The organism is Escherichia sp. KTE96, assembly GCF_000408525.1.
Taxonomy (GTDB): Bacteria; Pseudomonadota; Gammaproteobacteria; order Enterobacterales; family Enterobacteriaceae; genus Escherichia; species Escherichia marmotae.
This window is the reverse complement of the sequence record NZ_KE137149.1, coordinates 697289-723054: the sequence shown is the minus strand read 5'-3', so window position 1 is coordinate 723054 and position 25766 is coordinate 697289. Positions and strand designations below refer to the sequence as shown.

Below are 25766 nucleotides of genomic sequence, written 5' to 3'. Positions count from 1 at the left end.
ACAACAATTGTCGGTTGCTTAGAACTGCGATTCTTCGGTAGAGCCGGTCAGTGCGGTAACCGACGATGTGCCACCCTGAATAATGGTCGTCACTTTATCGAAATAACCCGTACCCACTTCCTGCTGGTGAGAAACGAAGGTGTAGCCATCTTTCGCAGCAGCAAATTCCGGCTGCTGCACTTTCTCAACATAATGCTTCATCCCCTCGCCCTGCGCATAGGCATTTGCCAGGTCGAACATGTTGAACCACATGCTGTGGATACCCGCCAGGGTGATAAACTGGAATTTGTAACCCATATCCGACAATTGCTGCTGGAAGCTGGCAATAGTTTTGTCGTCGAGATTTTTCTGCCAGTTGAACGACGGCGAGCAGTTGTAGGCTAACAGCTTGCCTGGATATTTCGCATGAATAGCGTCGGCAAAACGGCGCGCCAGTTCCAGATCTGGCGTAGAGGTTTCACACCAAACCAGGTCAGCATATGGCGCATAAGCCAGGCCACGGCTGATAGCTTGTTCAATGCCCGCATGGGTACGGAAGAAACCTTCATTAGTGCGTTCACCAGTGATGAATTCGCTGTCGTACGGATCGCAATCGGAGGTGATCAGATCCGCCGCATCGGCATCGGTACGAGCAACCAACAGGGTCGGAACTCCTGTAACATCCGCAGCCAGACGCGCCGCGACCAGTTTCTGGATCGCTTCCTGGGTTGGCACCAGCACTTTACCGCCCATGTGACCGCATTTTTTCACTGACGCCAACTGATCTTCGAAGTGAACTGCCGCTGCACCGGCTTCAATCATCGCTTTCATCAGCTCAAAAGCATTCAGGACACCACCAAAACCGGCTTCAGCATCGGCAACGATCGGCAGGAAATAATCAACATAACGCGGATCGCCCGGCTCAATACCTGCGGACCACTGGATCTGATCAGCTCGACGGAAGGTGTTATTGATCCGCTCCACTACCGCTGGCACTGAATTTGCCGGATAAAGTGACTGGTCCGGATACATGCTGGCCGCCAGGTTAGCATCCGCCGCTACCTGCCAGCCAGACAGGTAAACCGCTTCAATACCCGCTTTCGCCTGTTGCAGCGCCTGACCGCCAGTCAGTGCGCCGAGGCTGTTGATATAGCCTTTTTTCGATTCACCGTGCAGCAGTCGCCACATTTTTGCCGCGCCCAGTTGTGCCAGCGTGCATTCCGGATTGACCGAGCCGCGTAATTTCACCACGTCCTCCGCGCTGTATGGGCGGGTAATACCTTCCCAGCGCGGTTGAGTCCACTCTTTCTGTAATTCTTCAATTTGTTGTGTACGGGTTTTCATGTGCAGATGCTCCATAGTTATGTGGTGGTTTACGCTAACAGGCGGTAGCCTGGCAGGGTCAGGAAATCAATTAACTCATCGGAAGTGGTGATCTGTTCCATCAGGCGAGCAGCATCATCGAAGCGCCCACTATTGAAACGTTGTTCGCCCAATTCATGGGCAATCTCTTTCATCTCTTCAGCCAACATCTGGCGGAACAGTGCTTTGGTCACCGGTTTGCCATTGCTCAACGTTTTTTGATGGTGGATCCATTGCCAGATAGAGGTGCGGGAAATCTCTGCCGTTGCTGCGTCTTCCATCAGACCATAAATCGGCACACAGCCGTTGCCGGAGATCCATGCTTCGATGTACTGCACGGCCACACGAATATTGGCGCGCATGCCTTCTTCGGTACGCTCACCGTCACAAGGAGCCAGCAGTTGTTCGGCAGTAACCGGTGCATCTTGCTCGCGCAGGACTTCTAACTGGTTTTTACGAGAGCCGAGGATGTCGTTAAATACCGCCATAGCGGTATCAGCAAGGCCTGGATGGGCGATCCACGTACCATCGTGACCGTTGCTGGCTTCTAGTGCTTTATCCGCTTTTACCTTGTTGAGCACCTGATTATTGCGCTCTTCATCTTTACTCGGGATAAAGGCCGCCATGCCGCCCATCGCGAATGCACCGCGTTTATGGCAGGTTTTAATCAGCAGACGTGAATAGGCACTGAGGAACGGTTTATCCATTGTCACTGCCTGGCGGTCTGGCAGGACGCGATCGGGATAGTTTTTTAATGTTTTGATATAGCTAAAGATGTAATCCCAGCGACCGCAGTTCAGACCGACAATATGGTCGCGCAGTGCGTGAAGGATTTCATCCATCTGGAATACAGCAGGCAAGGTTTCAATGAGTAACGTTGCCTTGATGGTGCCGCGCGGCAGGTTAAAGCGACCTTCTGCGTAAGTGAAGACTTCGCTCCACCATGCAGCTTCCTGCCAGGACTGAGTTTTTGGCAGATAAAAATAAGGACCACTGCCCTTTGCCAGCAGCGCCTGGTAGTTGTGGAAGAAGTAGAGAGCAAAATCAAACAGGCTGCCAGGGATTGCTTCACCACGCCAGGTAACATGTTTTTCCGGCAAGTGCAGGCCGCGTACCCGACAAATCAAAACCGCCGGATTGGGCTTGAGTTGATAAATTTTACCTGCTTCGTTGGTGTAACTGATGGTGCCGTTAACCGCATCGCGCAGGTTAATTTGCCCGTCGATCACTTTGTTCCAGTCCGGGGCCAGTGAATCCTCGAAGTCAGCCATGAAGACTTTCACATTAGCGTTTAGCGCGTTAATCACCATCTTGCGCTCAACGGGTCCGGTTATCTCTACCCGGCGATCTTGTAAGTCCGCAGGAATTCCGCGAATCTTCCAATTACTTTCTCGAATGGAAGTTGTTTCCGAAATAAAATCAGGCAACGTCCCGTTATCGATATCCTGCTGTTGCTGAATGCGCGCTGCCAGAAGTTTATTGCGTTGTGGCGTAAAATGCGTCACCAGCTCAGTCAGAAATTCTACCGCTTCGGCGGTGAGAACTTGCTTCTCCTGCTCGCCATACGGCCTTATGAAAGCCAGTTCATCGGTTGTTGTTGCCTGTTGAGTCATCGTGCAGCTCCTCGTCATGGTTCCGAATACTTCCCCACTGTGAACGAAGGATCGTTGTGCGCTTTTCGTTCAGCACAACTAAGACTACTCATTTAAAAATCAAAATCAAAAACAATTTCCATTTTTAATTTAATTATCAATTAAATTATTGATAACAATAATAATAAAATTAATTCACTTGATGAGTGACGTTTCAGAAATAAAAAAGGCACCCGAAGGTGCCTGATGTAATGTGCTGAATCGCTTAATGATCGATCGCCGCAGAAGATTAATCCAGCGTTGGATTCATGTGGCGTAGATCGTATGGCGTTATCTGGTAGACGTAATAGTTGAGCCAGTTGGTAAACAGCAAATTACCGTGACTACGCCAGCTCGCACACGGTTTGTTTTGCGGATCGTTATACGGGAAATAGTTATACGGTACATCCGGATTTAGTCCGGCTTCTACATCGCGGAAATATTCCTGCGCCAGTGTTTGCGCATCGTATTCGGGATGGCCCGTCACAAAGGCAATGCGCTTGTCTTTGCTGGCAAACAAATACGCATCCCCTTCTTCTGTCTCTGCCAGAATCTCCAGATCGGTGTAATCACGAATCAACGCTGCCGGAAAGTCTGCATATCGCGAATGCGGTGCCAGAAATGAATCATCAAATCCACGCGTCAGAAGCGCATGAGGATGGAGAATGTGGTGCTCGTATACACCCGAAAGTTTGTCGGTGCGGGTTTGCTTGGGTATACCGTAGAGAATATTAAGCGCGGCCTGAACCGCCCAACAGACAAATAATGTCGAGGTGACGTGATCTCTCGACCACTCCAATACCTGTTTGATCTGCGGCCAGTAAGCGACGTCATTAAACTCCACCAGACCCAGCGGCGCGCCAGTTACAATCAGACCATCAAAGTTCTGTTCCTGTATATCTTCAAAGTTGCAGTAGAAGTTGTTCAGATGCTCTGCAGGCGTGTTGCGCGACTCGCGAGAATCGATGCGCAACAACTGAATATCGACCTGCAAAGGAGAGTTTGAAAGCAGGCGTAAAAACTGATTTTCAGTTTCGATCTTCTTCGGCATCAGGTTAAGGATAAGCACCTTTAGCGGACGAATTTCCTGACCAGACGCGCGCGAAGTTGTCATCACAAAGACGTTTTCTTCACGCAAGAAATTGACGGCGGGTAGCTCGTCCGGCACACGAATCGGCATAACCTGATTACCTCACTACATACGTTTAAACGTTTAGACATCCAGATAGCTGAAGATAACCAGAAAATTCGCCAATGTCGAGCCTGCATGTTCAAGGTGAGAAAGTTTCAAGAAAAAGGCTGAGTTAGAATATAAGCATGAATAAAAGGAGTGGAAATGGTTATTAGAATTCGCCGTTCACGGCATGAGGAAGGGGAAAAACTGGTTTCGATCTGGTGTCGTTCTGTCGATGCTACCCACCATTTTTTGTCTGCAGACTATCGGGTCGAACTGGAAGAGCTGGTGAGTTCGTTTCTGCCAGAAGCACCGCTGTGGGTTGCGGTTAATGAGCGGGATCAACCGATTGGGTTTATGTTGCTAAGCGGGCAGCATATGGATGCGCTATTTGTCGATTCTGATGCGCGCGGGTATGGCGTAGGTCGACTACTGGTGGAACATGCGCTCTCGATGGCCACGGAACTGACAACCAACGTTAATGAGCAAAATGAGCAAGCAGTAGGATTCTATAAGAAGATGGGATTTAAAGTTACCGGGCGTTCGGAAGTCGACGAGCTGGGGAAACCGTATCCGCTACTGAATCTGGCGTATGTGGGGGAATAATGCACTGCTGACCCCTACCGTAACCCTGCGCAGGACAGATAAGGCTCGCCAGCATCGCATCCGGCATTTTTCCGCACCAGCGCAAAAAGGCGATCCTTACGGATGGCCTTTCGCTTTATTTGATGCCTGGCAGTTCCCTACTCTCGCATGGGGAGACCCCACACTACCATCGGCGCTACGGCGTTTCACTTCTGAGTTCGGCATGGGGTCAGGTGGGACCACCGCGCTATCTCCGCCAGGCAAATTCTGTTTATTAACCCGCTTATCGCCGGCTAATCTAATCTGTATCAGGCTGAAAATCTTCTCTCATCCGCCAAAACATCTTCGGCGTTGTAAGGTTAAGCCTCACGGTTCATTAGTACCGGTTAGCTCAACGCATCGCTGCGCTTACACACCCGGCCTATCAACGTCGTCGTCTTCAACGTTCCTTCAGGAGACTTAAAGTCTCAGGGAGAACTCATCTCGGGGCAAGTTTCGTGCTTAGATGCTTTCAGCACTTATCTCTTCCGCATTTAGCTACCGGGCAGTGCCATTGGCATGACAACCCGAACACCAGTGATGCGTCCACTCCGGTCCTCTCGTACTAGGAGCAGCCCCCCTCAGTTCTCCAGCGCCCACGGCAGATAGGGACCGAACTGTCTCACGACGTTCTAAACCCAGCTCGCGTACCACTTTAAATGGCGAACAGCCATACCCTTGGGACCTACTTCAGCCCCAGGATGTGATGAGCCGACATCGAGGTGCCAAACACCGCCGTCGATATGAACTCTTGGGCGGTATCAGCCTGTTATCCCCGGAGTACCTTTTATCCGTTGAGCGATGGCCCTTCCATTCAGAACCACCGGATCACTATGACCTGCTTTCGCACCTGCTCGCGCCGTCACGCTCGCAGTCAAGCTGGCTTATGCCATTGCACTAACCTCCTGATGTCCGACCAGGATTAGCCAACCTTCGTGCTCCTCCGTTACTCTTTAGGAGGAGACCGCCCCAGTCAAACTACCCACCAGACACTGTCCGCAACCCGGATCACGGGTCCACGTTAGAACATCAAACATTAAAGGGTGGTATTTCAAGGTCGGCTCCATGCAGACTGGCGTCCACACTTCAAAGCCTCCCACCTATCCTACACATCAAGGCTCAATGTTCAGTGTCAAGCTATAGTAAAGGTTCACGGGGTCTTTCCGTCTTGCCGCGGGTACACTGCATCTTCACAGCGAGTTCAATTTCACTGAGTCTCGGGTGGAGACAGCCTGGCCATCATTACGCCATTCGTGCAGGTCGGAACTTACCCGACAAGGAATTTCGCTACCTTAGGACCGTTATAGTTACGGCCGCCGTTTACCGGGGCTTCGATCAAGAGCTTCGCCTTGCGGCTGACCCCATCAATTAACCTTCCGGCACCGGGCAGGCGTCACACCGTATACGTCCACTTTCGTGTTTGCACAGTGCTGTGTTTTTAATAAACAGTTGCAGCCAGCTGGTATCTTCGACTGATTTCAGCTCCACGAGCAAGTCGCTTCACCTACATATCAGCGTGCCTTCTCCCGAAGTTACGGCACCATTTTGCCTAGTTCCTTCACCCGAGTTCTCTCAAGCGCCTTGGTATTCTCTACCTGACCACCTGTGTCGGTTTGGGGTACGATTTGATGTTACCTGATGCTTAGAGGCTTTTCCTGGAAGCAGGGCATTTGTTGCTTCAGCACCGTAGTGCCTCGTCATCACGCCTCAGCCTTGATTCTCCGGATTTGCCTGGAAAATCAGCCTACACGCTTAAACCGGGACAACCGTCGCCCGGCCAACATAGCCTTCTCCGTCCCCCCTTCGCAGTAACACCAAGTACAGGAATATTAACCTGTTTCCCATCGACTACGCCTTTCGGCCTCGCCTTAGGGGTCGACTCACCCTGCCCCGATTAACGTTGGACAGGAACCCTTGGTCTTCCGGCGAGCGGGCTTTTCACCCGCTTTATCGTTACTTATGTCAGCATTCGCACTTCTGATACCTCCAGCATGCCTCACAGCACACCTTCAACGGCTTACAGAACGCTCCCCTACCCAACAACACATAGTGTCGCTGCCGCAGCTTCGGTGCATGGTTTAGCCCCGTTACATCTTCCGCGCAGGCCGACTCGACCAGTGAGCTATTACGCTTTCTTTAAATGATGGCTGCTTCTAAGCCAACATCCTGGCTGTCTGGGCCTTCCCACATCGTTTCCCACTTAACCATGACTTTGGGACCTTAGCTGGCGGTCTGGGTTGTTTCCCTCTTCACGACGGACGTTAGCACCCGCCGTGTGTCTCCCGTGATAACATTCTCCGGTATTCGCAGTTTGCATCGGGTTGGTAAGTCGGGATGACCCCCTTGCCGAAACAGTGCTCTACCCCCGGAGATGAATTCACGAGGCGCTACCTAAATAGCTTTCGGGGAGAACCAGCTATCTCCCGGTTTGATTGGCCTTTCACCCCCAGCCACAAGTCATCCGCTAATTTTTCAACATTAGTCGGTTCGGTCCTCCAGTTAGTGTTACCCAACCTTCAACCTGCCCATGGCTAGATCACCGGGTTTCGGGTCTATACCCTGCAACTTAACGCCCAGTTAAGACTCGGTTTCCCTTCGGCTCCCCTATTCGGTTAACCTTGCTACAGAATATAAGTCGCTGACCCATTATACAAAAGGTACGCAGTCACCCCATTAAAGAGGCTCCCACTGCTTGTACGTACACGGTTTCAGGTTCTTTTTCACTCCCCTCGCCGGGGTTCTTTTCGCCTTTCCCTCACGGTACTGGTTCACTATCGGTCAGTCAGGAGTATTTAGCCTTGGAGGATGGTCCCCCCATATTCAGACAGGATACCACGTGTCCCGCCCTACTCATCGAGCTCACAGCATGTGCATTTTTGTGTACGGGGCTGTCACCCTGTATCGCACGCCTTTCCAGACGCTTCCACTAACACACATACTGATTCAGGCTCTGGGCTCCTCCCCGTTCGCTCGCCGCTACTGGGGGAATCTCGGTTGATTTCTTTTCCTCGGGGTACTTAGATGTTTCAGTTCCCCCGGTTCGCCTCATTAACCTATGGATTCAGTTAATGATAGTGTGACGGATCACACTGGGTTTCCCCATTCGGAAATCGCCGGTTATAACGGTTCATATCACCTTACCGACGCTTATCGCAGATTAGCACGTCCTTCATCGCCTCTGACTGCCAGGGCATCCACCGTGTACGCTTAGTCGCTTAACCTCACAACCCGAAGATGTTTCTTACGAACCATCATCGTGTTGCGAAAATTTGAGAGACTCACGAACAACTTTCGTTGTTCAGTGTTTCAATTTTCAGCTTGATCCAGATTTTTAAAGAGCAAAACTTCGCAGTGAACCTTTGCAGGTACACTCTGAAGTATTTTTTATTTAATCACTACAGAGATGGTGGAGCTATGCGGGATCGAACCGCAGACCTCCTGCGTGCAAAGCAGGCGCTCTCCCAGCTGAGCTATAGCCCCATAACATGTAGTTAAAACCTCTTCAAATTTGCGGTGCAAATTTGGTAGGCCTGAGTGGACTTGAACCACCGACCTCACCCTTATCAGGGGTGCGCTCTAACCACCTGAGCTACAAGCCTGTAGAGGTTTTACTGCTCATTTTCATCAGACAATCTGTGTGAGCACTTCAAAGAACGCTTCTTTAAGGTAAGGAGGTGATCCAACCGCAGGTTCCCCTACGGTTACCTTGTTACGACTTCACCCCAGTCATGAATCACAAAGTGGTAAGCGCCCTCCCGAAGGTTAAGCTACCTACTTCTTTTGCAACCCACTCCCATGGTGTGACGGGCGGTGTGTACAAGGCCCGGGAACGTATTCACCGTGGCATTCTGATCCACGATTACTAGCGATTCCGACTTCATGGAGTCGAGTTGCAGACTCCAATCCGGACTACGACGCACTTTATGAGGTCCGCTTGCTCTCGCGAGGTCGCTTCTCTTTGTATGCGCCATTGTAGCACGTGTGTAGCCCTGGTCGTAAGGGCCATGATGACTTGACGTCATCCCCACCTTCCTCCAGTTTATCACTGGCAGTCTCCTTTGAGTTCCCGGCCGGACCGCTGGCAACAAAGGATAAGGGTTGCGCTCGTTGCGGGACTTAACCCAACATTTCACAACACGAGCTGACGACAGCCATGCAGCACCTGTCTCACAGTTCCCGAAGGCACCATCCCATCTCTGGAATGTTCTGTGGATGTCAAGACCAGGTAAGGTTCTTCGCGTTGCATCGAATTAAACCACATGCTCCACCGCTTGTGCGGGCCCCCGTCAATTCATTTGAGTTTTAACCTTGCGGCCGTACTCCCCAGGCGGTCGACTTAACGCGTTAGCTCCGGAAGCCACGCCTCAAGGGCACAACCTCCAAGTCGACATCGTTTACGGCGTGGACTACCAGGGTATCTAATCCTGTTTGCTCCCCACGCTTTCGCACCTGAGCGTCAGTCTTCGTCCAGGGGGCCGCCTTCGCCACCGGTATTCCTCCAGATCTCTACGCATTTCACCGCTACACCTGGAATTCTACCCCCCTCTACGAGACTCAAGCTTGCCAGTATCAGATGCAGTTCCCAGGTTGAGCCCGGGGATTTCACATCTGACTTAACAAACCGCCTGCGTGCGCTTTACGCCCAGTAATTCCGATTAACGCTTGCACCCTCCGTATTACCGCGGCTGCTGGCACGGAGTTAGCCGGTGCTTCTTCTGCGGGTAACGTCAATGAGCAAAGGTATTAACTTTACTCCCTTCCTCCCCGCTGAAAGTACTTTACAACCCGAAGGCCTTCTTCATACACGCGGCATGGCTGCATCAGGCTTGCGCCCATTGTGCAATATTCCCCACTGCTGCCTCCCGTAGGAGTCTGGACCGTGTCTCAGTTCCAGTGTGGCTGGTCATCCTCTCAGACCAGCTAGAGATCGTCGCCTAGGTGGGCCGTTACCCCGCCTACTAGCTAATCCCATCTGGGCACATCCGATGGCAAGAGGCCCGAAGGTCCCCCTCTTTGGTCTTGCGACGTTATGCGGTATTAGCTACCGTTTCCAGTAGTTATCCCCCTCCATCGGGCAGTTTCCCAGACATTACTCACCCGTCCGCCACTCGTCAGCAAAGAAGCAAGCTTCTTTCTGTTACCGTTCGACTTGCATGTGTTAGGCCTGCCGCCAGCGTTCAATCTGAGCCATGATCAAACTCTTCAATTTAAAAGTTTGATGCTCAAAGAATTAAACTTCGTAATGAATTACGTGTTCACTCTTGAGACTTGGTATTCATTTAGCGTCTTGCGACGTTAAGAATCCGTATCTTCGAGTGCCCACACAGATTGTCTGATAAATTGTTAAAGAGCAGTTGCGACGCGGCTTTCAGCTCACTGTCGCGAGGTGGCGTATATTACGCTTTCCTCTTTCAGAGTCAACCCTGAATTTCAGGATTTTTCTCCGTGTCGTTCCGACCATCTTGTGAAGTGTTTCACGTTGTCGTCTCAACGGAGGCGCATTATAGGGATCCCATTTTTTTGCACAAGTACTTTTTTGATCTTTTTTTCTGTTTGTTGTTTTTTCAGCCTTTTTGCTGCATTCGCATGCAAAATGGCGCATTTTTACATAGCAAAACACTTGCTTAAGGCTAATAAAGCACCCAAAGTCATAGTTAAATCATTTTTCGCTGAGGTAAGTATGTCTGACGCTCTACGCCCATACCGGGATCTTTTTCCACAAATCGGTCAACGAGTCATGATCGACAGCAGTAGTGTGGTTATTGGTGATGTTCGTCTGGCTGATGATGTGGGGATCTGGCCGCTCGTCGTGATTCGTGGTGATGTGAATTATGTTCAGATTGGCACCCGAACGAATATACAAGATGGCAGTGTCCTACACGTGACCCATAAATCGACGGCCAATCCTCAAGGTAATCCATTGATCGTGGGGGATGATGTTACAGTTGGGCATAAAGTCATGCTTCATGGATGCACCATTGGGAATCGTGTACTGGTTGGGATGGGCTCAATTTTACTTGATGGCGCTGTAATAGAAGATGATGTGATGGTTGGAGCGGGTAGTCTGGTCCCACAAAATAAACGCCTGGAGAGCGGATATCTGTATCTCGGTAGCCCCGTCAAACAGATCCGCCCGTTAACTGATGAAGAAAAATCTGCGTTACGCTATTCAGCTAATAACTACGTGAAATGGAAAGACGAGTATCTGGATCAGGGTAACCAAACCCAACCTTGATCATCTTCGCCTTGATCCTGAATCAAGCTTTCAGCTTCTTCTTCCAGATCCCAGCGATGTTGACGAAAATTCGCTAACCAATGTTCTGGCGTATCTCCGGCAAAACGATGCGCCAGGCTCTCACCAGTAATCGCACAAGTCAATTGCATACCATTCACAATAGCAGGAAAACATACGCATTTTTTACTCTCGCTCCACTCTTCCCTGTCTGGAAACTGGATTGCCTGATTCACGCGGACAGCTCCTGTTGCAATTGTTTAATGACCGGTTCCACGTCGGGCAGAACACCATGCCAAAGAAGGAAAGCATGCGCTGCCTGCGCCACCAGCATTCCTAAACCATCAGCATTACGCTTTGAACCGTGCTGCTCACACCATACCAGAAAAGGCGTTTTCCCTTTCTGGTAGAACATGTCATAACAACTAATTCCTGGATGAATGAGTGATTCCGGAATCGCCGGAACATCGCCACTAATACCACTGGATGTCGCATTAATAATGAGATCGAACTCGTGCCCCTCCAGTTCGTCCATGCTCAAGGCCTGAACACTACCAGTATGCGCAAATAATTTAGCCAACTCTTCCGCGCGAGAAACCGTTCGGTTAGTGATTGTCACCGCACAATCCAGAGAAAGAAGTGGCAGTAATACACCCCGAGATGCCCCACCAGCGCCAATGAGCAAAATACGCAAGCCGGGGCGGATAAAAGACAGGCGTTCCAGATCGCTTAACAAACCTACGCCATCAGTATTGTCACCCAGCAGGCGTCCATCTTCTAACCGCTTGAGTGTATTAACCGCCCCAGCCAACGCCGCCCGCTCAGTAAGTTCATCTGCTCTGGCAAAAGCTTCTTCTTTAAAAGGCACCGTCACATTCGCACCTTTACCACCAGCACTAAAGAAAGCATTCAATGTGTTGATGAAATCATTGATTGGCGCCAGTACGCGTCCATAGGGATGTTCAATATTCAGTTGCTGTGCAAATTGCTGATGAATGAATGGCGATTTGCTGTGGGCTATCGGATTACCAAAAACAGCATAGGCTTGCATCATGTTACCCCTGTCGAAACAGTTCACCCGTCAGGGCATCGCGAATTTCTGAAGGATTTAAACGACCGCCCGTTTCACCTGGCACAATCGGGAACTCCGCACCAAATTGTCTGCGAACTTCTTCTACTGTTCGACAGGGCGGCAACCCACTCAAGTTGGCACTGGTAGAAACCAGCGGTTTACCATAAGCCTCGCACAAAGCAACCACCAACGGATGGTCGGTGACTCGGACAGCAAGCGAATCAAAGCACCCTGTCAACCAGCGCGGCGTTGCCGCAGACGCGGGAAAGACAAAGGTGACAGGACCTGGCCAGCGAGAAAAAATGGTTTCACGCTGCGCGTCCGTCAGCATGCTGTCATCAATATAAGGTTTGAGCTGCTCGTAACTTGCCGCGATTAAAATCAGCCCCTTATCAACCGGACGCTGTTTTAACTCCAACAGTCGCATTACTGCTGTTTCACTATCAGGATCACACCCGACACCGAAAACGGCTTCCGTTGGGTAAGCGATGACTCGTTCTTCATTGAGGACATCTACCGCAGTCGCGATAGCATCTTCTTGCAGGTTATTATTCACGTTATTATTCCGCCGAAACCGGCTTTCCACATTGTTTACTGGCACAGAAATGTTTTACACCCTGCGCGGTTTTCTTTTCGATGAGTAGCGGATAGTGACACTCAGGACACTCACCGGCTATAGGTTTGAAGTTAATAGCAAATTGACACTCCGGGTAGCGATCGCAGGAGTGAAACGTTTTACCATAACGAGAGCGGCGCTGGACCAGATGGCCCGTCCGACATTGAGGGCATGTAATTGTCGTTTCGTCCGGTTTATCGATAATTTCGGTATGTTCGCATTCAGGGTAGTTACTGCAACCAATAAACATACCGAAGCGCCCCTGACGTAACACAAGGTTTGCGTCACATACAGGGCAAACCTGCCCCTCCAGAACTTTGACAACATGGCCGTCCGCAGATGATTTCAGGGGACGGACATAGTCACATGCCGGATACTGTGAACACCCGAGAAACGGCCCATGTTTCCCGGATCGAATAACCAATTCAGCCCCACACTTTGGACAGGACTCATTATTACGCACCGTGAACAGTGCTGATTTTGCCATAACAACTTATGCTGAATTAAAGAAATGATTAATGCAGCATACCTTCATTCACCTCAAAGAGTAATTCTTCCATTTGCTGGTACGCATTTTCGCAGCCCGGAATGTTGAACAACACCATCAGGATCACCCATTTCAGATCTTCCAGGTCGAACTCCGCGGTATCCAGCGCGAGCACTCGCTCTATCACCATTTCACGAGTTTCAAGGTTGAGCACCTGAATCTGCTCGAGGAAAAGCAGGAACCCACGGCAACTGGCATCCAGTCTTTCACACTCTTCCGGGGTGTAAATACGCATGGAAAGAGGATCAGAGGCCAGTTGCATCGGCTCTGCCAATCCTTCCTGATAATCCGCAAGCTTTTCCAGCCAAAGCAGGGCATTGTAGATATCTTCTCGATCGAATCCTGCGTCGGTAAGATCCTGTTCAAGTTTGTCTTGATCCACACGTAACTCGGCTTCAGTGTGAATATAGGTTTCAAACAAATACATTAGTACGTCGAACATGGCATGCCCTCCTCAATCGGACATAGCCGCCGGGTACTGCTGCGATCCACCCTGCTAACTCCAGTTCGAGTAGTTGAGTAACTACCTCTGGCACAGGTTGGCCGGCACGTTCAGCGACGACGTCAACAGGTGTTACCTCATCTCCTACGTTAGCCAGGAGCTCAGGAAATGGCAATGCCACATCTTCGTGATCTGGTGAATAAAATGAATTTTCAGGAGCATCTGGCAACCAGTGCAATCCATATTGCAAATTTTCCAGAATTTCTTCCGGTTCCGTCACAAGAATCGCACCTTGTTTAATGAGCCAATGGGGCCCTTCACTACCGGGGCTACCTAATGGACCGGGTAAGGCAAAAACTTCACGCCCCTGCTCAAGCGCACAACGCGCAGTCACCAGTGAACCACTGCGCAAAGCCGCTTCCACCACCAGTATCCCTTTACTTAGACCACTTATAATGCGATTTCTTCGCGGAAAATTATAAGCAAGAGGTGGAACATCGAGAGGAAATTCCGAGACGAGAGCGCCGCCATGTTCAAGCAGACTGGTAGCCAGTCGGGCATGGCGACGAGGATGAATGGTATTGAGTCCATTCCCCAGTACAGCAATACTGACGCCATTCACCTGCAATGCCGCTTTATGCGCCACTCCATCAATTCCACGCGCCAACCCGCTGGTAATTGTTACACCTCGCACCGCCAGCGACTCGCAAAACAGCCGCCCCCAGCGTTCGCCATACCATGAATGTGCCCGACTCCCCACTACGGCAAGCTGAAATGATTGCAACGCGTGCAACTCTCCAGCAACAAACAGTGCGCCGGGGTAATCTGTCGTCGCAAGAAGTTGAGGAGGATAAAATTCGCTGTCCGCAGGGATTAAATGATGGTTTGGTTGTTCCAGCCAACGGCGTGAACTTTCGATACTCTTCTGCGAAAATGAAAGAAAGCGTTGTGCCTGCCGCAATGAAAGTCCTGTTTGCTGCAATACAACAGCATCAATATGCGGCTGTTCTACCAACCAGTGAGCAATACGAACCATATCATCGCCGTACAAGGTACTCACACTCATCAGACGCAGCCAAATTTCTGTGTCGACCATCCTTATCACCCCCTTGCCATAAGCAGCCTTAGCAATCTTTGCGATTGGTCAGTGATGCTGTCAATCAGAGGGGGATTTGTCTAGAATAGAAGAAATAATCTTTCTAACTCCTGAACACATCTCTGGAGATTTATGTCAGTTTTGCAAGTGTTACATATTCCGGACGAGCGGCTTCGCAAAGTTGCTAAACCGGTAGAAGAAGTGAATGCAGAAATTCAGCGTATCGTCGATGATATGTTCGAGACGATGTACGCAGAGGAAGGTATTGGCCTGGCAGCAACCCAGGTTGATATCCACCAACGTATCATTGTTATTGATGTTTCGGAAAACCGCGACGAACGGTTGGTATTAATCAATCCGGAGCTTTTAGAAAAAAGCGGCGAAACAGGCATTGAAGAAGGTTGCCTGTCGATCCCTGAACAACGAGCTTTAGTACCGCGCGCAGAGAAAGTTAAAATTCGCGCCCTGGACCGCGACGGTAAACCATTCGAACTGGAAGCAGACGGTCTGTTGGCAATCTGTATTCAGCACGAGATGGATCACTTGGTTGGCAAACTGTTTATGGATTATCTGTCACCGCTGAAACAACAACGTATTCGTCAGAAAGTTGAAAAACTGGATCGTCTGAAAGCCCGGGCTTAAGGATAAGAACTAACGTGTCAGAATCACTACGTATTATTTTTGCGGGTACACCTGACTTTGCAGCGCGTCATCTCGACGCGCTGTTGTCTTCTGGCCATAACGTCGTTGGCGTGTTCACCCAACCAGACCGACCGGCAGGACGCGGTAAAAAACTAATGCCCAGCCCGGTCAAAGTTCTGGCTGAAGAAAAAGGTCTACCCGTTTTTCAGCCCGTCTCCCTGCGTCCACAAGAAAACCAGCAACTGGTCGCTGATCTGCAGGCTGATGTCATGGTTGTCGTTGCCTATGGTCTGATTCTGCCCAAAGCCGTGCTGGAGATGCCGCGTTTAGGTTGCATCAATGTTCATGGTTCGTTGCTGCCACGCTGGCGCGGTGCCGCCCCGATTCAACGCTCGCTGTGGGCGGGCGATGCAGAAACCGGCGTAACGATTATGCAAATGGATGTCGGTTTAGACACTGGCGACATGCTCTATAAGCTCTCCTGCCCGATTACCACAGAAGATACTAGTGGTACGTTGTATGACAAACTGGCAGGGCTTGGTCCACAAGGGCTTATCGCCACGCTGAAACAACTGGCAGACGGCACGGCAAAACCGGAGGTTCAGGACGAAACACTTGTCACTTACGCCGAAAAGTTGAGTAAAGAAGAAGCGCGTATTGACTGGTCGCTTTCAGCAGCGCAGCTTGAACGCTGCATTCGTGCTTTCAATCCCTGGCCGATGAGCTGGCTGGAAATTGAAGACCAGCCTGTTAAGGTCTGGAAAGCGTCGGTCATTGATACGGCGACCAAAGCTGCGCCAGGAACGATCCTTGAAGCCAACAAACAAGGTATCCAGGTTGCAACCGGTGATGGAATCCTGAACCTGCTCTCGTTACAACCTGCGGGTAAGAAAGCGATGAGCGCACAAGACCTCCTGAATTCTCGTCGGGAATGGTTTGTTCCGGGCAACCGTCTGGCCTGATAGTCCACTCTTCTAAGCCCGGTCTTGCCGGGCATTTTTATTTTTATACTTATGAAAAAACAACGTAATTTACGTAGCATGGCGGCCCAGGCCGTTGAACAAGTCGTTGAGCAAGGGCAATCATTAAGCAACATTCTGCCACCGCTCCAGCAAAAAGTTTCTGATAAAGATAAAGCACTTCTGCAGGAGTTGTGTTTTGGCGTACTGCGTACGCTCTCACAGTTAGACTGGCTGATTAATAAGTTAATGGCCCGTCCAATGACTGGCAAACAGCGGACCGTGCATTACCTGATTATGGTTGGTTTGTATCAACTGCTTTATACCCGTATTCCACCTCATGCCGCGTTGGCCGAAACAGTTGAAGGCGCAGTCGCAATTAAGCGTCCACAACTTAAGGGGTTGATTAATGGCGTGTTACGTCAGTTCCAACGTCAGCAAGATGAGTTATTAGCTGAGTTTAATGCCAGTGATGCGCGCTATCTGCATCCATCCTGGCTATTAAAACGTCTGCAAAAAGCATATCCAGAGCAGTGGCAATCCATCGTCGAAGCCAATAACCAACGCCCGCCAATGTGGCTACGCGTTAACCGTACACATCATTCCCGCGATAGCTGGATTGCACTTCTGGAAGAAGCTGGCATGAACGGCTTCCCACATGCGGTTTACCTGGATGCAGTACGCCTGGAAACACCCACGCCTGTTCATGCACTACCCGGTTTTGAAGAAGGATGGATCACCGTTCAGGATGCATCGGCGCAAGGTTGCGTAACTTATCTGGATCCACAAAACGGTGAGAATATTTTAGACCTCTGCGCCGCCCCCGGCGGTAAAACAACGCATATCCTTGAGGTGGCACCAGAAGCGCAAGTTCTGGCGGTTGATATTGACGAACAGCGCCTCTCTCGCGTTTACGACAATTTAAAACGTCTCGGTATGAAGGCAACCGTGAAACAAGGTGATGGTCGCTATCCTGCACAATGGTGTGGTAGCCAACAGTTCGATCGCATTTTATTAGATGCACCTTGTTCCGCTACCGGTGTGATTCGTCGCCATCCGGATATAAAATGGCTGCGTCGCGATCGCGATATTGCCGAACTGGCTCAGTTACAGGCAGAAATCCTCGATGCCGTCTGGCCGCATCTAAAATCAGGTGGAACGCTAGTTTATGCCACCTGTTCGGTGTTACCGGAAGAGAATAGCCAACAGATTAAAGCCTTCCTGCAACGCACTGAAGATGCAATGCTTTGCGAAACAGGAACACCAGAGCAACCGGGTAAACAAAATCTGCCCGACGCCGAAGAAGGTGACGGCTTCTTTTACGCTAAGCTAATTAAAAAGTGATGAGATAACGGGTCGCGACTGATGAAAATTATCATTCTGGGTGCCGGCCAGGTTGGTGGCACGCTGGCGGAAAACCTGGTAGGCGAAAATAACGATATTACCGTTGTCGATACCAATGGTGAGCGTCTGCGGACCTTGCAGGATAAATTTGACCTGCGAGTCGTTCAGGGTCATGGCTCTCACCCACGGGTCTTGCGAGAGGCCGGTGCCGATGACGCCGATATGCTGGTTGCAGTAACCAGTTCAGATGAAACCAATATGGTTGCCTGTCAGGTAGCCTACTCGCTTTTCAACACCCCTAACCGTATCGCTCGCATCCGTTCACCAGATTACGTCCGGGATGCCGATAAGCTCTTTCATTCAGACGCTGTACCAATTGATCATCTGATAGCACCAGAGCAGTTGGTTATCGATAATATTTACCGGCTGATTGAATATCCCGGCGCATTACAGGTGGTGAACTTCGCAGAAGGCAAAGTCAGCCTGGCAGTAGTCAAAGCCTATTATGGCGGCCCGCTGATTGGTAATGCGCTTTCGACCATGCGCGAGCATATGCCACATATCGATACCCGTGTAGCGGCCATCTTCCGTCACGATCGCCCCATTCGTCCACAAGGATCAACCATCGTTGAAGCTGGCGATGAAGTGTTCTTTATTGCCGCTTCGCAACATATCCGCGCAGTGATGAGTGAATTACAGCGCCTGGAAAAACCGTATAAACGCATTATGTTGGTTGGTGGCGGTAATATCGGTGCCGGGTTGGCGCGTCGACTGGAAAAAGATTACAGCGTCAAACTCATCGAACGTAATCAGCAACGTGCCGCCGAGCTGGCAGAAAAATTGCAAAATACGATCGTCTTTTTTGGTGATGCATCAGATCAAGAACTGTTGGCCGAAGAACATATTGATCAAGTTGATCTGTTCATCGCCGTCACCAACGATGACGAGGCCAATATCATGTCGGCCATGCTTGCTAAACGCATGGGTGCGAAAAAGGTAATGGTATTGATCCAGCGTCGCGCTTATGTGGATCTGATTCAAGGAAGCGTGATCGATATTGCGATTTCACCGCAACAGGCAACCATTTCTGCGCTACTCAGTCACGTACGAAAAGCAGATATCGTTGGTGTTTCCTCATTACGCCGCGGTGTAGCTGAAGCTATTGAAGCCGTTGCTCACGGGGATGAAAGTACTTCTCGTGTTGTCGGTAGGGTTATAGATGAAATTAAACTGCCGCCGGGAACAATTATCGGTGCTGTGGTTCGTGGAAATGATGTCATGATAGCCAATGATAATTTGCGCATTGAGCAAGGCGATCACGTGATTATGTTCCTGACAGATAAAAAGTTTATTACCGACGTTGAACGCCTCTTCCAGCCAAGTCCTTTCTTCTTGTAATTCATGAGGCGTCTTGTGGCGCCTTATTATTTCCTTTTGTTTTTCAAGGTTTAATTAAATTCATTCCTGACAGGAAAATGGCTTAACATTTGTTAGACTTATAAATGTCAGCTTCATAGGGAGAATAAGATGAGCATTATTAAAGAATTTCGCGAATTTGCGATGCGCGGGAATGTGGTGGATTTGGCTGTGGGTGTCATTATCGGTGCGGCCTTCGGTAAGATTGTCTCTTCACTGGTTGCCGATATCATCATGCCGCCGCTAGGTTTGTTAATTGGTGGGATCGACTTTAAACAGTTTGCTGTCACGTTACGCGATGCGCAGGGGGATGTACCCGCTGTTGTCATGCATTACGGTGTCTTCATTCAAAACGTATTTGATTTTCTGATTGTTGCCTTTGCCATCTTTATGGCGATTAAGCTAATCAACAAACTGAATCGTAAAAAAGAAGAACCGGCAGCGGCACCAGCACCAACTAAAGAAGAAGTGTTACTGACAGAGATTCGCGATTTGTTGAAAGAGCAAAATAACCGCTCTTAACAAATGCCTGAAAGCAGAAGGCCAGTGGTAAAAAAGTGATTTACTTTCTTGCCACTGGCCTCCCAGTTATTCCGGTTACCCTGTTTGCCTTTACGCATGTAACTTCCTTTCCCTTTCTTATTTTTCTCAACTCGTTGTCTGAACAAGGGATCATGCAGTAATGCTTCAATCGCATTATCCTTTATCTGCCCTTTAGTATGCTGATATCGACTCATAAAAACTCCTGTTGGTTATTTAACCGCGCGAGTGTAATCCTGCCAGTGCAATAAATCAACAGCCTGTTTTCACACCACTTGCACCTTGCTCAAGAGCTTCGAGAATTGAGCAATAAACGCTGCTATGGGCTGTTCCGCAGCAGGCATCATTAAGTCGTTGCAGTGAACGTTGCATACTCTGCAACTCAGCTATTCGTGCTTCCACTTCCTGTAGTCTTTCCTGCACAATGCCTTTTGATTCCTGGCAGGTATGATGTTCAGGATCGATACGGATCGACAACAACTCACGGATCGACTCAAGACTAAAACCGAGCTGTCTGGCATGGCGAATAAATTTCAAACGTCGGAGATCGCTTTCGGTATAAAGACGAAAACCACCTTCGGTACGTACTTCATGATCCATCATCTGCTGCTTTTCATAATAACGAATAGTGTCAGGCGTCACTTCCGCCAATTTTGCCAGCTCACCAATGCGATACATAAACGCTCTCTCAGTTGTCATTAATTTTATTCAGAAGCTTACCTGCATATTCGCCATGTAAAAATTCTGTGCTCAAACCTGCTTGTCGCAGTTTTAACTCTAGCAAAGATAACCTGCGGCTAACTTCCTGATATTGTGGATCGTCCTGACGAATGCTTTTAAGAATATCCAGAAGCTGAATTGCTTCCCTCCGCTGCTCAAGTTCTGGCGGTAAACAACCGGCATTCTTCAACAAGCGATACCCCGCACGTAATTCCGGTGGCACATGGGAATCATCATCCAGTATCAATGGTTCGCCGCTACCTGGTAGGTTATCAAACTCACCTTTCGCTTGCGCTTCTGATATATGGCGCTCTGCCCACTGGTCAAGTAACCACATAAATACTCCAGGGGATGAACAAAAAGAGTACAGCTATTGTAGATAAGTGGGGATGCGACGGGTATAAAAAAACCCGCCGGGGCGGGTTTTTTTACGTTGCTTCAGATTACTCTGCAGCAGCTTCTGCTTTCGATTCAGAACGATCAACCAGCTCGATGTATGCCATCGGCGCGTTGTCGCCTGCACGGAAGCCACACTTCAGAATGCGAGTGTAACCACCGGCGCGGCTCGCGAAACGCGGGCCCAGCTCGTTAAACAGTTTTGCCACGATCTCGTTATCACGAGTACGGGCGAATGCCAGACGACGATTAGCTACGCTATCAGTCTTGGCAAGAGTAATCAGCGGCTCAACTACGCGGCGCAGCTCTTTCGCTTTAGGCAGAGTCGTCTTGATGATTTCATGACGAACCAGTGAACCTGCCATATTGCGGAACATAGCCTGGCGATGGCTGCTGTTGCGGTTCAGTTGACGACCACTCTTACGATGGCGCATGACCTTATCCTTCTCAGTAAAACCTTAACCTGTGATCCGGTTACTCGTCAGCGATGCTTGCCGGTGGCCAGTTTTCCAGGCGCATGCCCAGAGACAGTCCACGGGAAGCCAGCACGTCTTTAATCTCAGTAAGAGATTTTTTACCAAGGTTAGGCGTTTTAAGAAGCTCAACCTCGGTACGCTGTACCAGATCACCGATATAGTGGATAGCTTCTGCTTTAAGGCAGTTAGCAGAGCGGACAGTCAATTCCAGATCGTCAACAGGGCGCAGCAGGATCGGATCGAACTCTGGTTTCTCTTCTTTCACTTCCGGCTGACGTACATCACGTAAGTCAACGAAAGCTTCCAGTTGTTCAGCCAGAATGGTTGCCGCACGACGAATCGCCTCTTCAGGATCGATTGTGCCGTTGGTTTCCATTTCGATGACCAGCTTGTCCAGGTCGGTACGCTGTTCTACACGCGCTGCTTCAACATTGTAGGCAATACGCTCTACAGGGCTGTAGCATGCGTCGACCAGCAGACGGCCGATTGGGCGCTCATCTTCTTCCGAATGAATTCGGGTAGAAGCCGGCACATAACCACGACCGCGCTGAACTTTGATACGCATGCTAATAGACGCGTTCTCATCGGTCAGGTGGCAGATCACGTGCTGCGGCTTGACGATTTCGACATCACCGTCGTGGGTGATATCGGCTGCAGTCACAGGGCCAATGCCAGATTTATTCAAGGTAAGAATAACTTCATCTTTGCCCTGAACTCTCACCGCCAGCCCTTTCAGGTTGAGCAGGATTTCCAGGATATCTTCCTGAACGCCTTCTTTGGTGCTGTACTCATGTAGTACACCATCAATCTCAACCTCGGTCACCGCGCAACCCGGCATCGATGAGAGCAGAATACGGCGCAGTGCGTTACCCAGAGTATGGCCAAAGCCACGCTCTAAAGGCTCAAGGGTCACCTTGGCGTGCGTCGAACTCACTTGCTCGATATCAACCAGGCGCGGTTTTAGAAACTCTGTCACAGAACCCTGCATTGTGTCCTCTCTTTGGTACTAAGCTTTACTTGGAGTAAAGCTCGACGATCAGGTGTTCGTTAATGTCCGCAGACAGATCAGAACGCTCCGGCTTACGCTTAAACGTACCTTCCATCTTGCCAGCATCAACTTCCAGCCAGGTTGGCTTTTCACGCTGCTCAGCCAGCTCCAGAGCGGCTTTCACGCGAGACTGCTTCTTCGCTTTCTCACGAATGCTTACAACGTCATTCGGACTAACCTGATAAGAAGCGATGTTAACAACACGACCGTTTACCATAATTGCTTTGTGGCTAACCAGCTGACGTGCTTCTGCACGAGTGGCACCGAAGCCCATACGGTATACAACGTTGTCCAGACGACCTTCCAGCAGAGCCAACAGGTTTTCACCGGTGTTGCCTTTCAGACGTGCTGCTTCTTTATAGTAGTTACGGAACTGACGCTCCAGCACACCATAGATACGGCGAACTTTTTGCTTTTCACGCAACTGCACACCATAGTCAGACAGACGCGGTTTACGCGCACCGTGCTGGCCAGGAGCTTGTTCAATTTTACACTTGGTATCGATCGCGCGAACGCCAGACTTAAGGAATAAGTCGGTGCCCTCACGACGGCTCAGCTTGAGCTTAGGACCCAAATATCTTGCCATTTTCTTTCTCCAACAAACCTGGAAAACGAAGCGTTATACGCGACGTTTTTTCGGCGGACGACAACCGTTATGAGGGATCGGAGTCACATCAGTAATGTTAGTGATGCGGAAACCTGCGGCGTTCAGAGCACGAATAGTAGATTCGCGGCCTGGACCCGGACCTTTAACCATAACTTCCAGATTCTTGATGCCGTATTCTTTCACGGCGTCAGCGCAACGCTCTGCTGCAACCTGAGCTGCAAACGGAGTGGATTTGCGAGAACCACGGAAACCGGAACCACCGGCAGTTGCCCAACCCAACGCGTTACCCTGACGATCAGTGATAGTCACGATGGTGTTGTTGAAAGAAGCATGGATATGAGCCACGCCGTCAGAGACTTGTTTTCTTACACGTTTACGTGCACGAATTGGTGCCTTTGCCATTATTCAATCACCCCGATTATTTCTTGATCGGTTTGCGCGGACCCTTACGGGTACGTGCGTTGGTCTTGGTACGCTGACCGCGAACCGGGAGACCACGACGATGACGCAAACCGCGATAGCAACCAAGATCCATCAGGCGCTTGATGCTCATGCTGATTTCACGGCGCAGATCACCTTCAACGACAAATTTGGCAACTTCGTCACGCAGCGTGTCGATTTGTCCTTCAGACAGCTCACTGATCTTAACATCTTCAGCGATACCCGCTGCAGCCAGGATGGCTTTGGAACGGGTCTTGCCGACGCCATAAATCGAAGTTAATGCGATTACGGCATGCTTATGATCAGGAATGTTAATGCCTGCTATACGGGCCACTATGCACTCCTACTATTTAATATGTACGTTCCATGCTGAAAAGCCCGTTTTCAGGATACTCAAATGGAAACGCACAGACATACAAAAGATTGGCTGGCTAATCTAGCCAGCTCAACCCAACTTTGCAAGAAAAATATGCGAATAAATCAGCCTTGGCGCTGTTTATGCTTCGGCTCGGCACTGCAAATCACACGGATGACACCATCACGCTTAACGATTTTGCAGTTACGGCATAATTTCTTGACGGAAGCACGAACTTTCATTTTTACTCTCCGTAACTTCTCGGGCGCCCAATTAACGGCCGTAGCCTTTCAGGTTCGCCTTCTTCAATGCAGACTCATACTGACTGGACATCATCAGAGTTTGCACTTGAGCCATAAAGTCCATAATCACGACAACAACGATAAGCAGTGATGTTCCACCGAAGTAGAACGGTACTTTCATTGCATCACGCATGAACTCCGGGATCAGGCAGATAAAGGTAATGTACAGCGCACCAACCAGGGTCAGGCGGGTCATTACTTTATCGATATACTTCGCCGTTTGCTCTCCCGGACGAATTCCTGGTACAAATGCACCGGACTTCTTCAGGTTATCTGCTGTTTCACGCGGGTTGAAAACCAACGCCGTGTAGAAGAAACAGAAGAAGATGATTGCAGACGCATAGAGTAACACATAAAGCGGTTGCCCAGGCTGCAAATACAGCGAAATTGTTGTCAGCCAGTTCCAACCAGTACCGCCCCCGAACCATGACGCAATGGTTGCCGGGAACAGAATAATACTGGAAGCGAAGATTGCCGGGATTACCCCCGCCATATTCACTTTCAGCGGTAAATGTGTGCTCTGTGCAGCATAGACACGACGACCCTGCTGACGTTTCGCGTAGTTTACCACAATGCGGCGTTGGCCACGCTCAACAAATACAACAAAGAACGTCACTGCAAATACTAATACTGCAACCAACAGCAACACGAGGAAGTGCAGGTCGCCTTGACGCGCTTGCTCGATAGTATGGGCAATGGCTGGCGGGAGTCCCGCGACAATACCGGCGAAGATAATGATTGAGATACCGTTGCCGATACCACGTTCAGTAATCTGTTCACCCAACCACATCAGGAACATTGTTCCTGTGACCAGACTTACAACAGCGGTGAAGTAGAATGCAAAGCCCGGATTCATAACCAGGCCTTGCATACCAGGCATATTCGGAAGACCGGTAGCAATACCGATCGACTGAAATATTGCCAGCACCAGAGTACCGTAGCGGGTGTACTGGCTGATCTTACGACGACCAGACTCCCCTTCTTTCTTAATTTCTGCCAGCGTTGGATGGACCACCGTCAGCAACTGGATAATAATTGATGCCGAAATGTACGGCATAATACCCAGAGCAAAGATAGAAGCACGGCTGAGAGCACCACCAGAGAACATGTTGAACATTTCAATGATGGTGCCTCGCTGTTGCTCAAGCAGTTTGGCAAGTACAGCGGCATCAATACCAGGGATCGGAATGAAAGAGCCAATACGGAACACAATCAGCGCACCGATAACAAACAGCAGTCTGCGTTTCAGCTCGCCTAAGCCACCTTTGGCACTTTGAAAATCTAATCCCGGTTGTTTAGCCATCTGCTACTTATTCCTCGATTTTACCGCCAGCAGCTTCGATAGCAGCACGAGCGCCTTTAGTAACACGCAGGCCACGAACAGTTACCGGAGTTGTAACTTCACCAGCCAGGATCACTTTCGCGAACTCGATCTGGATACCGATAATGTTAGCCGCTTTCAGCGTATTCAGGTCTACAACACCGCCTTCTACTTTAGCCAGGTCAGACAGACGAACTTCGGCTGTAATCGCTGCTTTACGAGAAGTGAAGCCGAATTTCGGCAGACGACGGTACAGAGGCATCTGACCACCCTCAAAACCGCGACGTACGCCACCGCCAGAACGAGACTTCTGACCTTTGTGACCACGACCACCGGTTTTACCGAGGCCAGAACCGATACCACGACCCAGGCGTTTACCCGCCTTTTTGGAGCCTTCGGCCGGAGACAGAGTATTTAAACGCAT

Annotated in this window: 27 protein-coding genes, 2 tRNA genes and 3 rRNA genes; 7 read left to right on the top strand and 25 right to left on the bottom strand. The window is 50.0% G+C overall.

From position 1 onward, the window contains the following. Positions 1-18: 18 nt before the first annotated feature. The 3 genes from aceA to metA all read right to left on the bottom strand — a co-directional run bounded on the left by aceA (position 19) and on the right by metA (position 4152). On the bottom strand, positions 19-1323 hold the full coding sequence (gene aceA / locus A1WG_RS10830; protein WP_000857846.1) for an isocitrate lyase: 1305 nt from the start codon (positions 1321-1323) through the stop codon (positions 19-21). Positions 1324-1352: 29 nt separating this feature from the next. Further along, positions 1353-2954, bottom strand: coding sequence for a malate synthase A (gene aceB, locus A1WG_RS10835; RefSeq protein ID WP_001517546.1), 1602 nt, complete (start codon positions 2952-2954; stop codon positions 1353-1355). A gap of 268 nt (positions 2955-3222) precedes the next feature. Further along, complete coding sequence (gene metA / locus A1WG_RS10840) at positions 3223-4152, bottom strand: homoserine O-acetyltransferase MetA (RefSeq protein WP_001517545.1); 930 nt, start codon at positions 4150-4152, stop codon at positions 3223-3225. Positions 4153-4308: 156 nt separating this feature from the next. Here metA and A1WG_RS10845 point away from each other — a divergent pair, with 156 nt between their 5' ends. Then, positions 4309-4752, top strand: coding sequence for an acetyltransferase (locus A1WG_RS10845; RefSeq protein WP_001517544.1), 444 nt, complete (start codon positions 4309-4311; stop codon positions 4750-4752). Positions 4753-4876: 124 nt separating this feature from the next. Here A1WG_RS10845 and rrf read toward each other — a convergent pair. The 5 genes from rrf to A1WG_RS10870 all read right to left on the bottom strand — a co-directional run bounded on the left by rrf (position 4877) and on the right by A1WG_RS10870 (position 9979). Then, a 5S ribosomal RNA gene (gene rrf / locus A1WG_RS10850) occupies positions 4877-4992 on the bottom strand. A 94-nt stretch (positions 4993-5086) separates the two neighbouring features. Further along, positions 5087-7991, bottom strand: a 23S ribosomal RNA gene (locus tag A1WG_RS10855). Between the two features lie 183 nt (positions 7992-8174). Continuing rightward, positions 8175-8250, bottom strand: a tRNA-Ala gene (locus tag A1WG_RS10860). A 42-nt stretch (positions 8251-8292) separates the two neighbouring features. After that, positions 8293-8369, bottom strand: a tRNA-Ile gene (locus tag A1WG_RS10865). A 68-nt stretch (positions 8370-8437) separates the two neighbouring features. Continuing rightward, positions 8438-9979 (bottom strand): 16S ribosomal RNA (locus A1WG_RS10870). Together the 16S, 23S and 5S rRNA genes with 2 tRNA genes alongside form the textbook arrangement of a ribosomal RNA operon. A gap of 471 nt (positions 9980-10450) precedes the next feature. Between A1WG_RS10870 and A1WG_RS10875 the strand changes: the two genes are divergently transcribed. After that, entirely contained in the window at positions 10451-11005 is a 555-nt protein-coding gene (locus tag A1WG_RS10875) for a gamma carbonic anhydrase family protein (protein WP_001278230.1), read from the top strand. On the opposite strand, the gene A1WG_RS10880 is transcribed toward A1WG_RS10875, so the two are convergent. Genes A1WG_RS10880 through dprA form a run of 6 tightly spaced genes read right to left on the bottom strand, consistent with a single transcriptional unit; the run spans position 10981 to position 14775 of the window. Continuing rightward, entirely contained in the window at positions 10981-11238 is a 258-nt protein-coding gene (locus A1WG_RS10880) for a DUF1488 family protein (RefSeq protein WP_001070589.1), read from the bottom strand. The two genes, A1WG_RS10875 and A1WG_RS10880, sit on opposite strands and share 25 nt — an antisense overlap. Next, positions 11235-12053, bottom strand: coding sequence for a shikimate dehydrogenase (gene aroE / locus A1WG_RS10885; protein WP_024191913.1), 819 nt, complete (start codon positions 12051-12053; stop codon positions 11235-11237). The genes A1WG_RS10880 and aroE overlap by 4 nt, the downstream gene beginning before the upstream one ends. A 4-nt stretch (positions 12054-12057) precedes the next feature. Beyond that, entirely contained in the window at positions 12058-12630 is a 573-nt protein-coding gene (tsaC, locus tag A1WG_RS10890) for an L-threonylcarbamoyladenylate synthase type 1 TsaC (RefSeq protein WP_001517198.1), read from the bottom strand. Between the two features lie 4 nt (positions 12631-12634). Continuing rightward, positions 12635-13177 (bottom strand): DNA topoisomerase family protein, encoded by a 543-nt coding sequence (locus A1WG_RS10895; protein ID WP_001517199.1) that lies wholly within the window; start codon positions 13175-13177, stop codon positions 12635-12637. A gap of 28 nt (positions 13178-13205) precedes the next feature. Continuing rightward, positions 13206-13679, bottom strand: a complete 474-nt coding sequence (smg, locus tag A1WG_RS10900) for a DUF494 family protein Smg (protein WP_000460672.1) — start codon at positions 13677-13679, stop codon at positions 13206-13208. Beyond that, a complete protein-coding gene (gene dprA / locus A1WG_RS10905) occupies positions 13651-14775 on the bottom strand; it encodes a DNA-protecting protein DprA (RefSeq protein WP_001517200.1) in 1125 nt (374 codons plus the stop codon). Before dprA ends, smg begins: the two co-directional genes overlap by 29 nt. A 132-nt stretch (positions 14776-14907) precedes the next feature. On the opposite strand from dprA, the gene def reads away from it, so the two are divergent. From def to mscL, 5 genes are all read left to right on the top strand, one after another. After that, on the top strand, positions 14908-15417 hold the full coding sequence (def, locus tag A1WG_RS10910; RefSeq protein WP_000114984.1) for a peptide deformylase: 510 nt from the start codon (positions 14908-14910) through the stop codon (positions 15415-15417). Between the two features lie 14 nt (positions 15418-15431). Next, entirely contained in the window at positions 15432-16379 is a 948-nt protein-coding gene (fmt, locus tag A1WG_RS10915) for a methionyl-tRNA formyltransferase (RefSeq protein WP_000004467.1), read from the top strand. Positions 16380-16430: 51 nt separating this feature from the next. Continuing rightward, positions 16431-17720 carry a 16S rRNA (cytosine(967)-C(5))-methyltransferase RsmB gene (gene rsmB, locus A1WG_RS10920; protein ID WP_000744787.1) on the top strand — a complete coding sequence of 430 codons (1290 nt, stop codon included), beginning with the start codon at positions 16431-16433 and terminating at the stop codon, positions 17718-17720. A 21-nt stretch (positions 17721-17741) separates the two neighbouring features. Beyond that, on the top strand, positions 17742-19118 hold the full coding sequence (gene trkA, locus A1WG_RS10925; protein ID WP_001517201.1) for a Trk system potassium transporter TrkA: 1377 nt from the start codon (positions 17742-17744) through the stop codon (positions 19116-19118). 129 nt (positions 19119-19247) lie between these two features. Next, complete coding sequence (gene mscL, locus A1WG_RS10930) at positions 19248-19658, top strand: large-conductance mechanosensitive channel protein MscL (protein ID WP_000022446.1); 411 nt, start codon at positions 19248-19250, stop codon at positions 19656-19658. Here mscL and arfA read toward each other — a convergent pair. The 11 genes from arfA to rplO form a co-directional block, all read right to left on the bottom strand. After that, positions 19655-19873, bottom strand: coding sequence for an alternative ribosome-rescue factor ArfA (arfA, locus tag A1WG_RS10935; RefSeq protein WP_000092705.1), 219 nt, complete (start codon positions 19871-19873; stop codon positions 19655-19657). The genes mscL and arfA overlap by 4 nt on opposite strands. A 55-nt stretch (positions 19874-19928) precedes the next feature. Further along, positions 19929-20354 carry a Zn(2+)-responsive transcriptional regulator gene (gene zntR / locus A1WG_RS10940; RefSeq protein WP_000285595.1) on the bottom strand — a complete coding sequence of 142 codons (426 nt, stop codon included), beginning with the start codon at positions 20352-20354 and terminating at the stop codon, positions 19929-19931. A gap of 10 nt (positions 20355-20364) precedes the next feature. Continuing rightward, positions 20365-20733, bottom strand: a complete 369-nt coding sequence (locus tag A1WG_RS10945; protein WP_000266523.1) for a DnaJ family domain-containing protein — start codon at positions 20731-20733, stop codon at positions 20365-20367. A gap of 106 nt (positions 20734-20839) precedes the next feature. After that, positions 20840-21226, bottom strand: coding sequence for a 50S ribosomal protein L17 (gene rplQ / locus A1WG_RS10950; RefSeq protein ID WP_001216372.1), 387 nt, complete (start codon positions 21224-21226; stop codon positions 20840-20842). A 40-nt stretch (positions 21227-21266) separates the two neighbouring features. Next, positions 21267-22256: a DNA-directed RNA polymerase subunit alpha gene (locus A1WG_RS10955; protein WP_001162094.1), complete on the bottom strand. Its 990-nt coding sequence runs from the start codon at positions 22254-22256 to the stop codon at positions 21267-21269. A 25-nt stretch (positions 22257-22281) separates the two neighbouring features. Further along, on the bottom strand, positions 22282-22902 hold the full coding sequence (gene rpsD, locus A1WG_RS10960) for a 30S ribosomal protein S4 (protein WP_000135224.1): 621 nt from the start codon (positions 22900-22902) through the stop codon (positions 22282-22284). Positions 22903-22935: 33 nt separating this feature from the next. Then, positions 22936-23325, bottom strand: coding sequence for a 30S ribosomal protein S11 (rpsK, locus tag A1WG_RS10965; protein WP_001029684.1), 390 nt, complete (start codon positions 23323-23325; stop codon positions 22936-22938). Positions 23326-23341: 16 nt separating this feature from the next. After that, entirely contained in the window at positions 23342-23698 is a 357-nt protein-coding gene (gene rpsM, locus A1WG_RS10970; protein WP_000090775.1) for a 30S ribosomal protein S13, read from the bottom strand. 146 nt (positions 23699-23844) lie between these two features. After that, a complete protein-coding gene (gene rpmJ / locus A1WG_RS10975) occupies positions 23845-23961 on the bottom strand; it encodes a 50S ribosomal protein L36 (protein WP_000868187.1) in 117 nt (38 codons plus the stop codon). Between the two features lie 31 nt (positions 23962-23992). Further along, positions 23993-25324 (bottom strand): preprotein translocase subunit SecY, encoded by a 1332-nt coding sequence (secY, locus tag A1WG_RS10980; protein ID WP_001118864.1) that lies wholly within the window; start codon positions 25322-25324, stop codon positions 23993-23995. 7 nt (positions 25325-25331) lie between these two features. Beyond that, a complete protein-coding gene (gene rplO, locus A1WG_RS10985) occupies positions 25332-25766 on the bottom strand; it encodes a 50S ribosomal protein L15 (RefSeq protein ID WP_001238917.1) in 435 nt (144 codons plus the stop codon).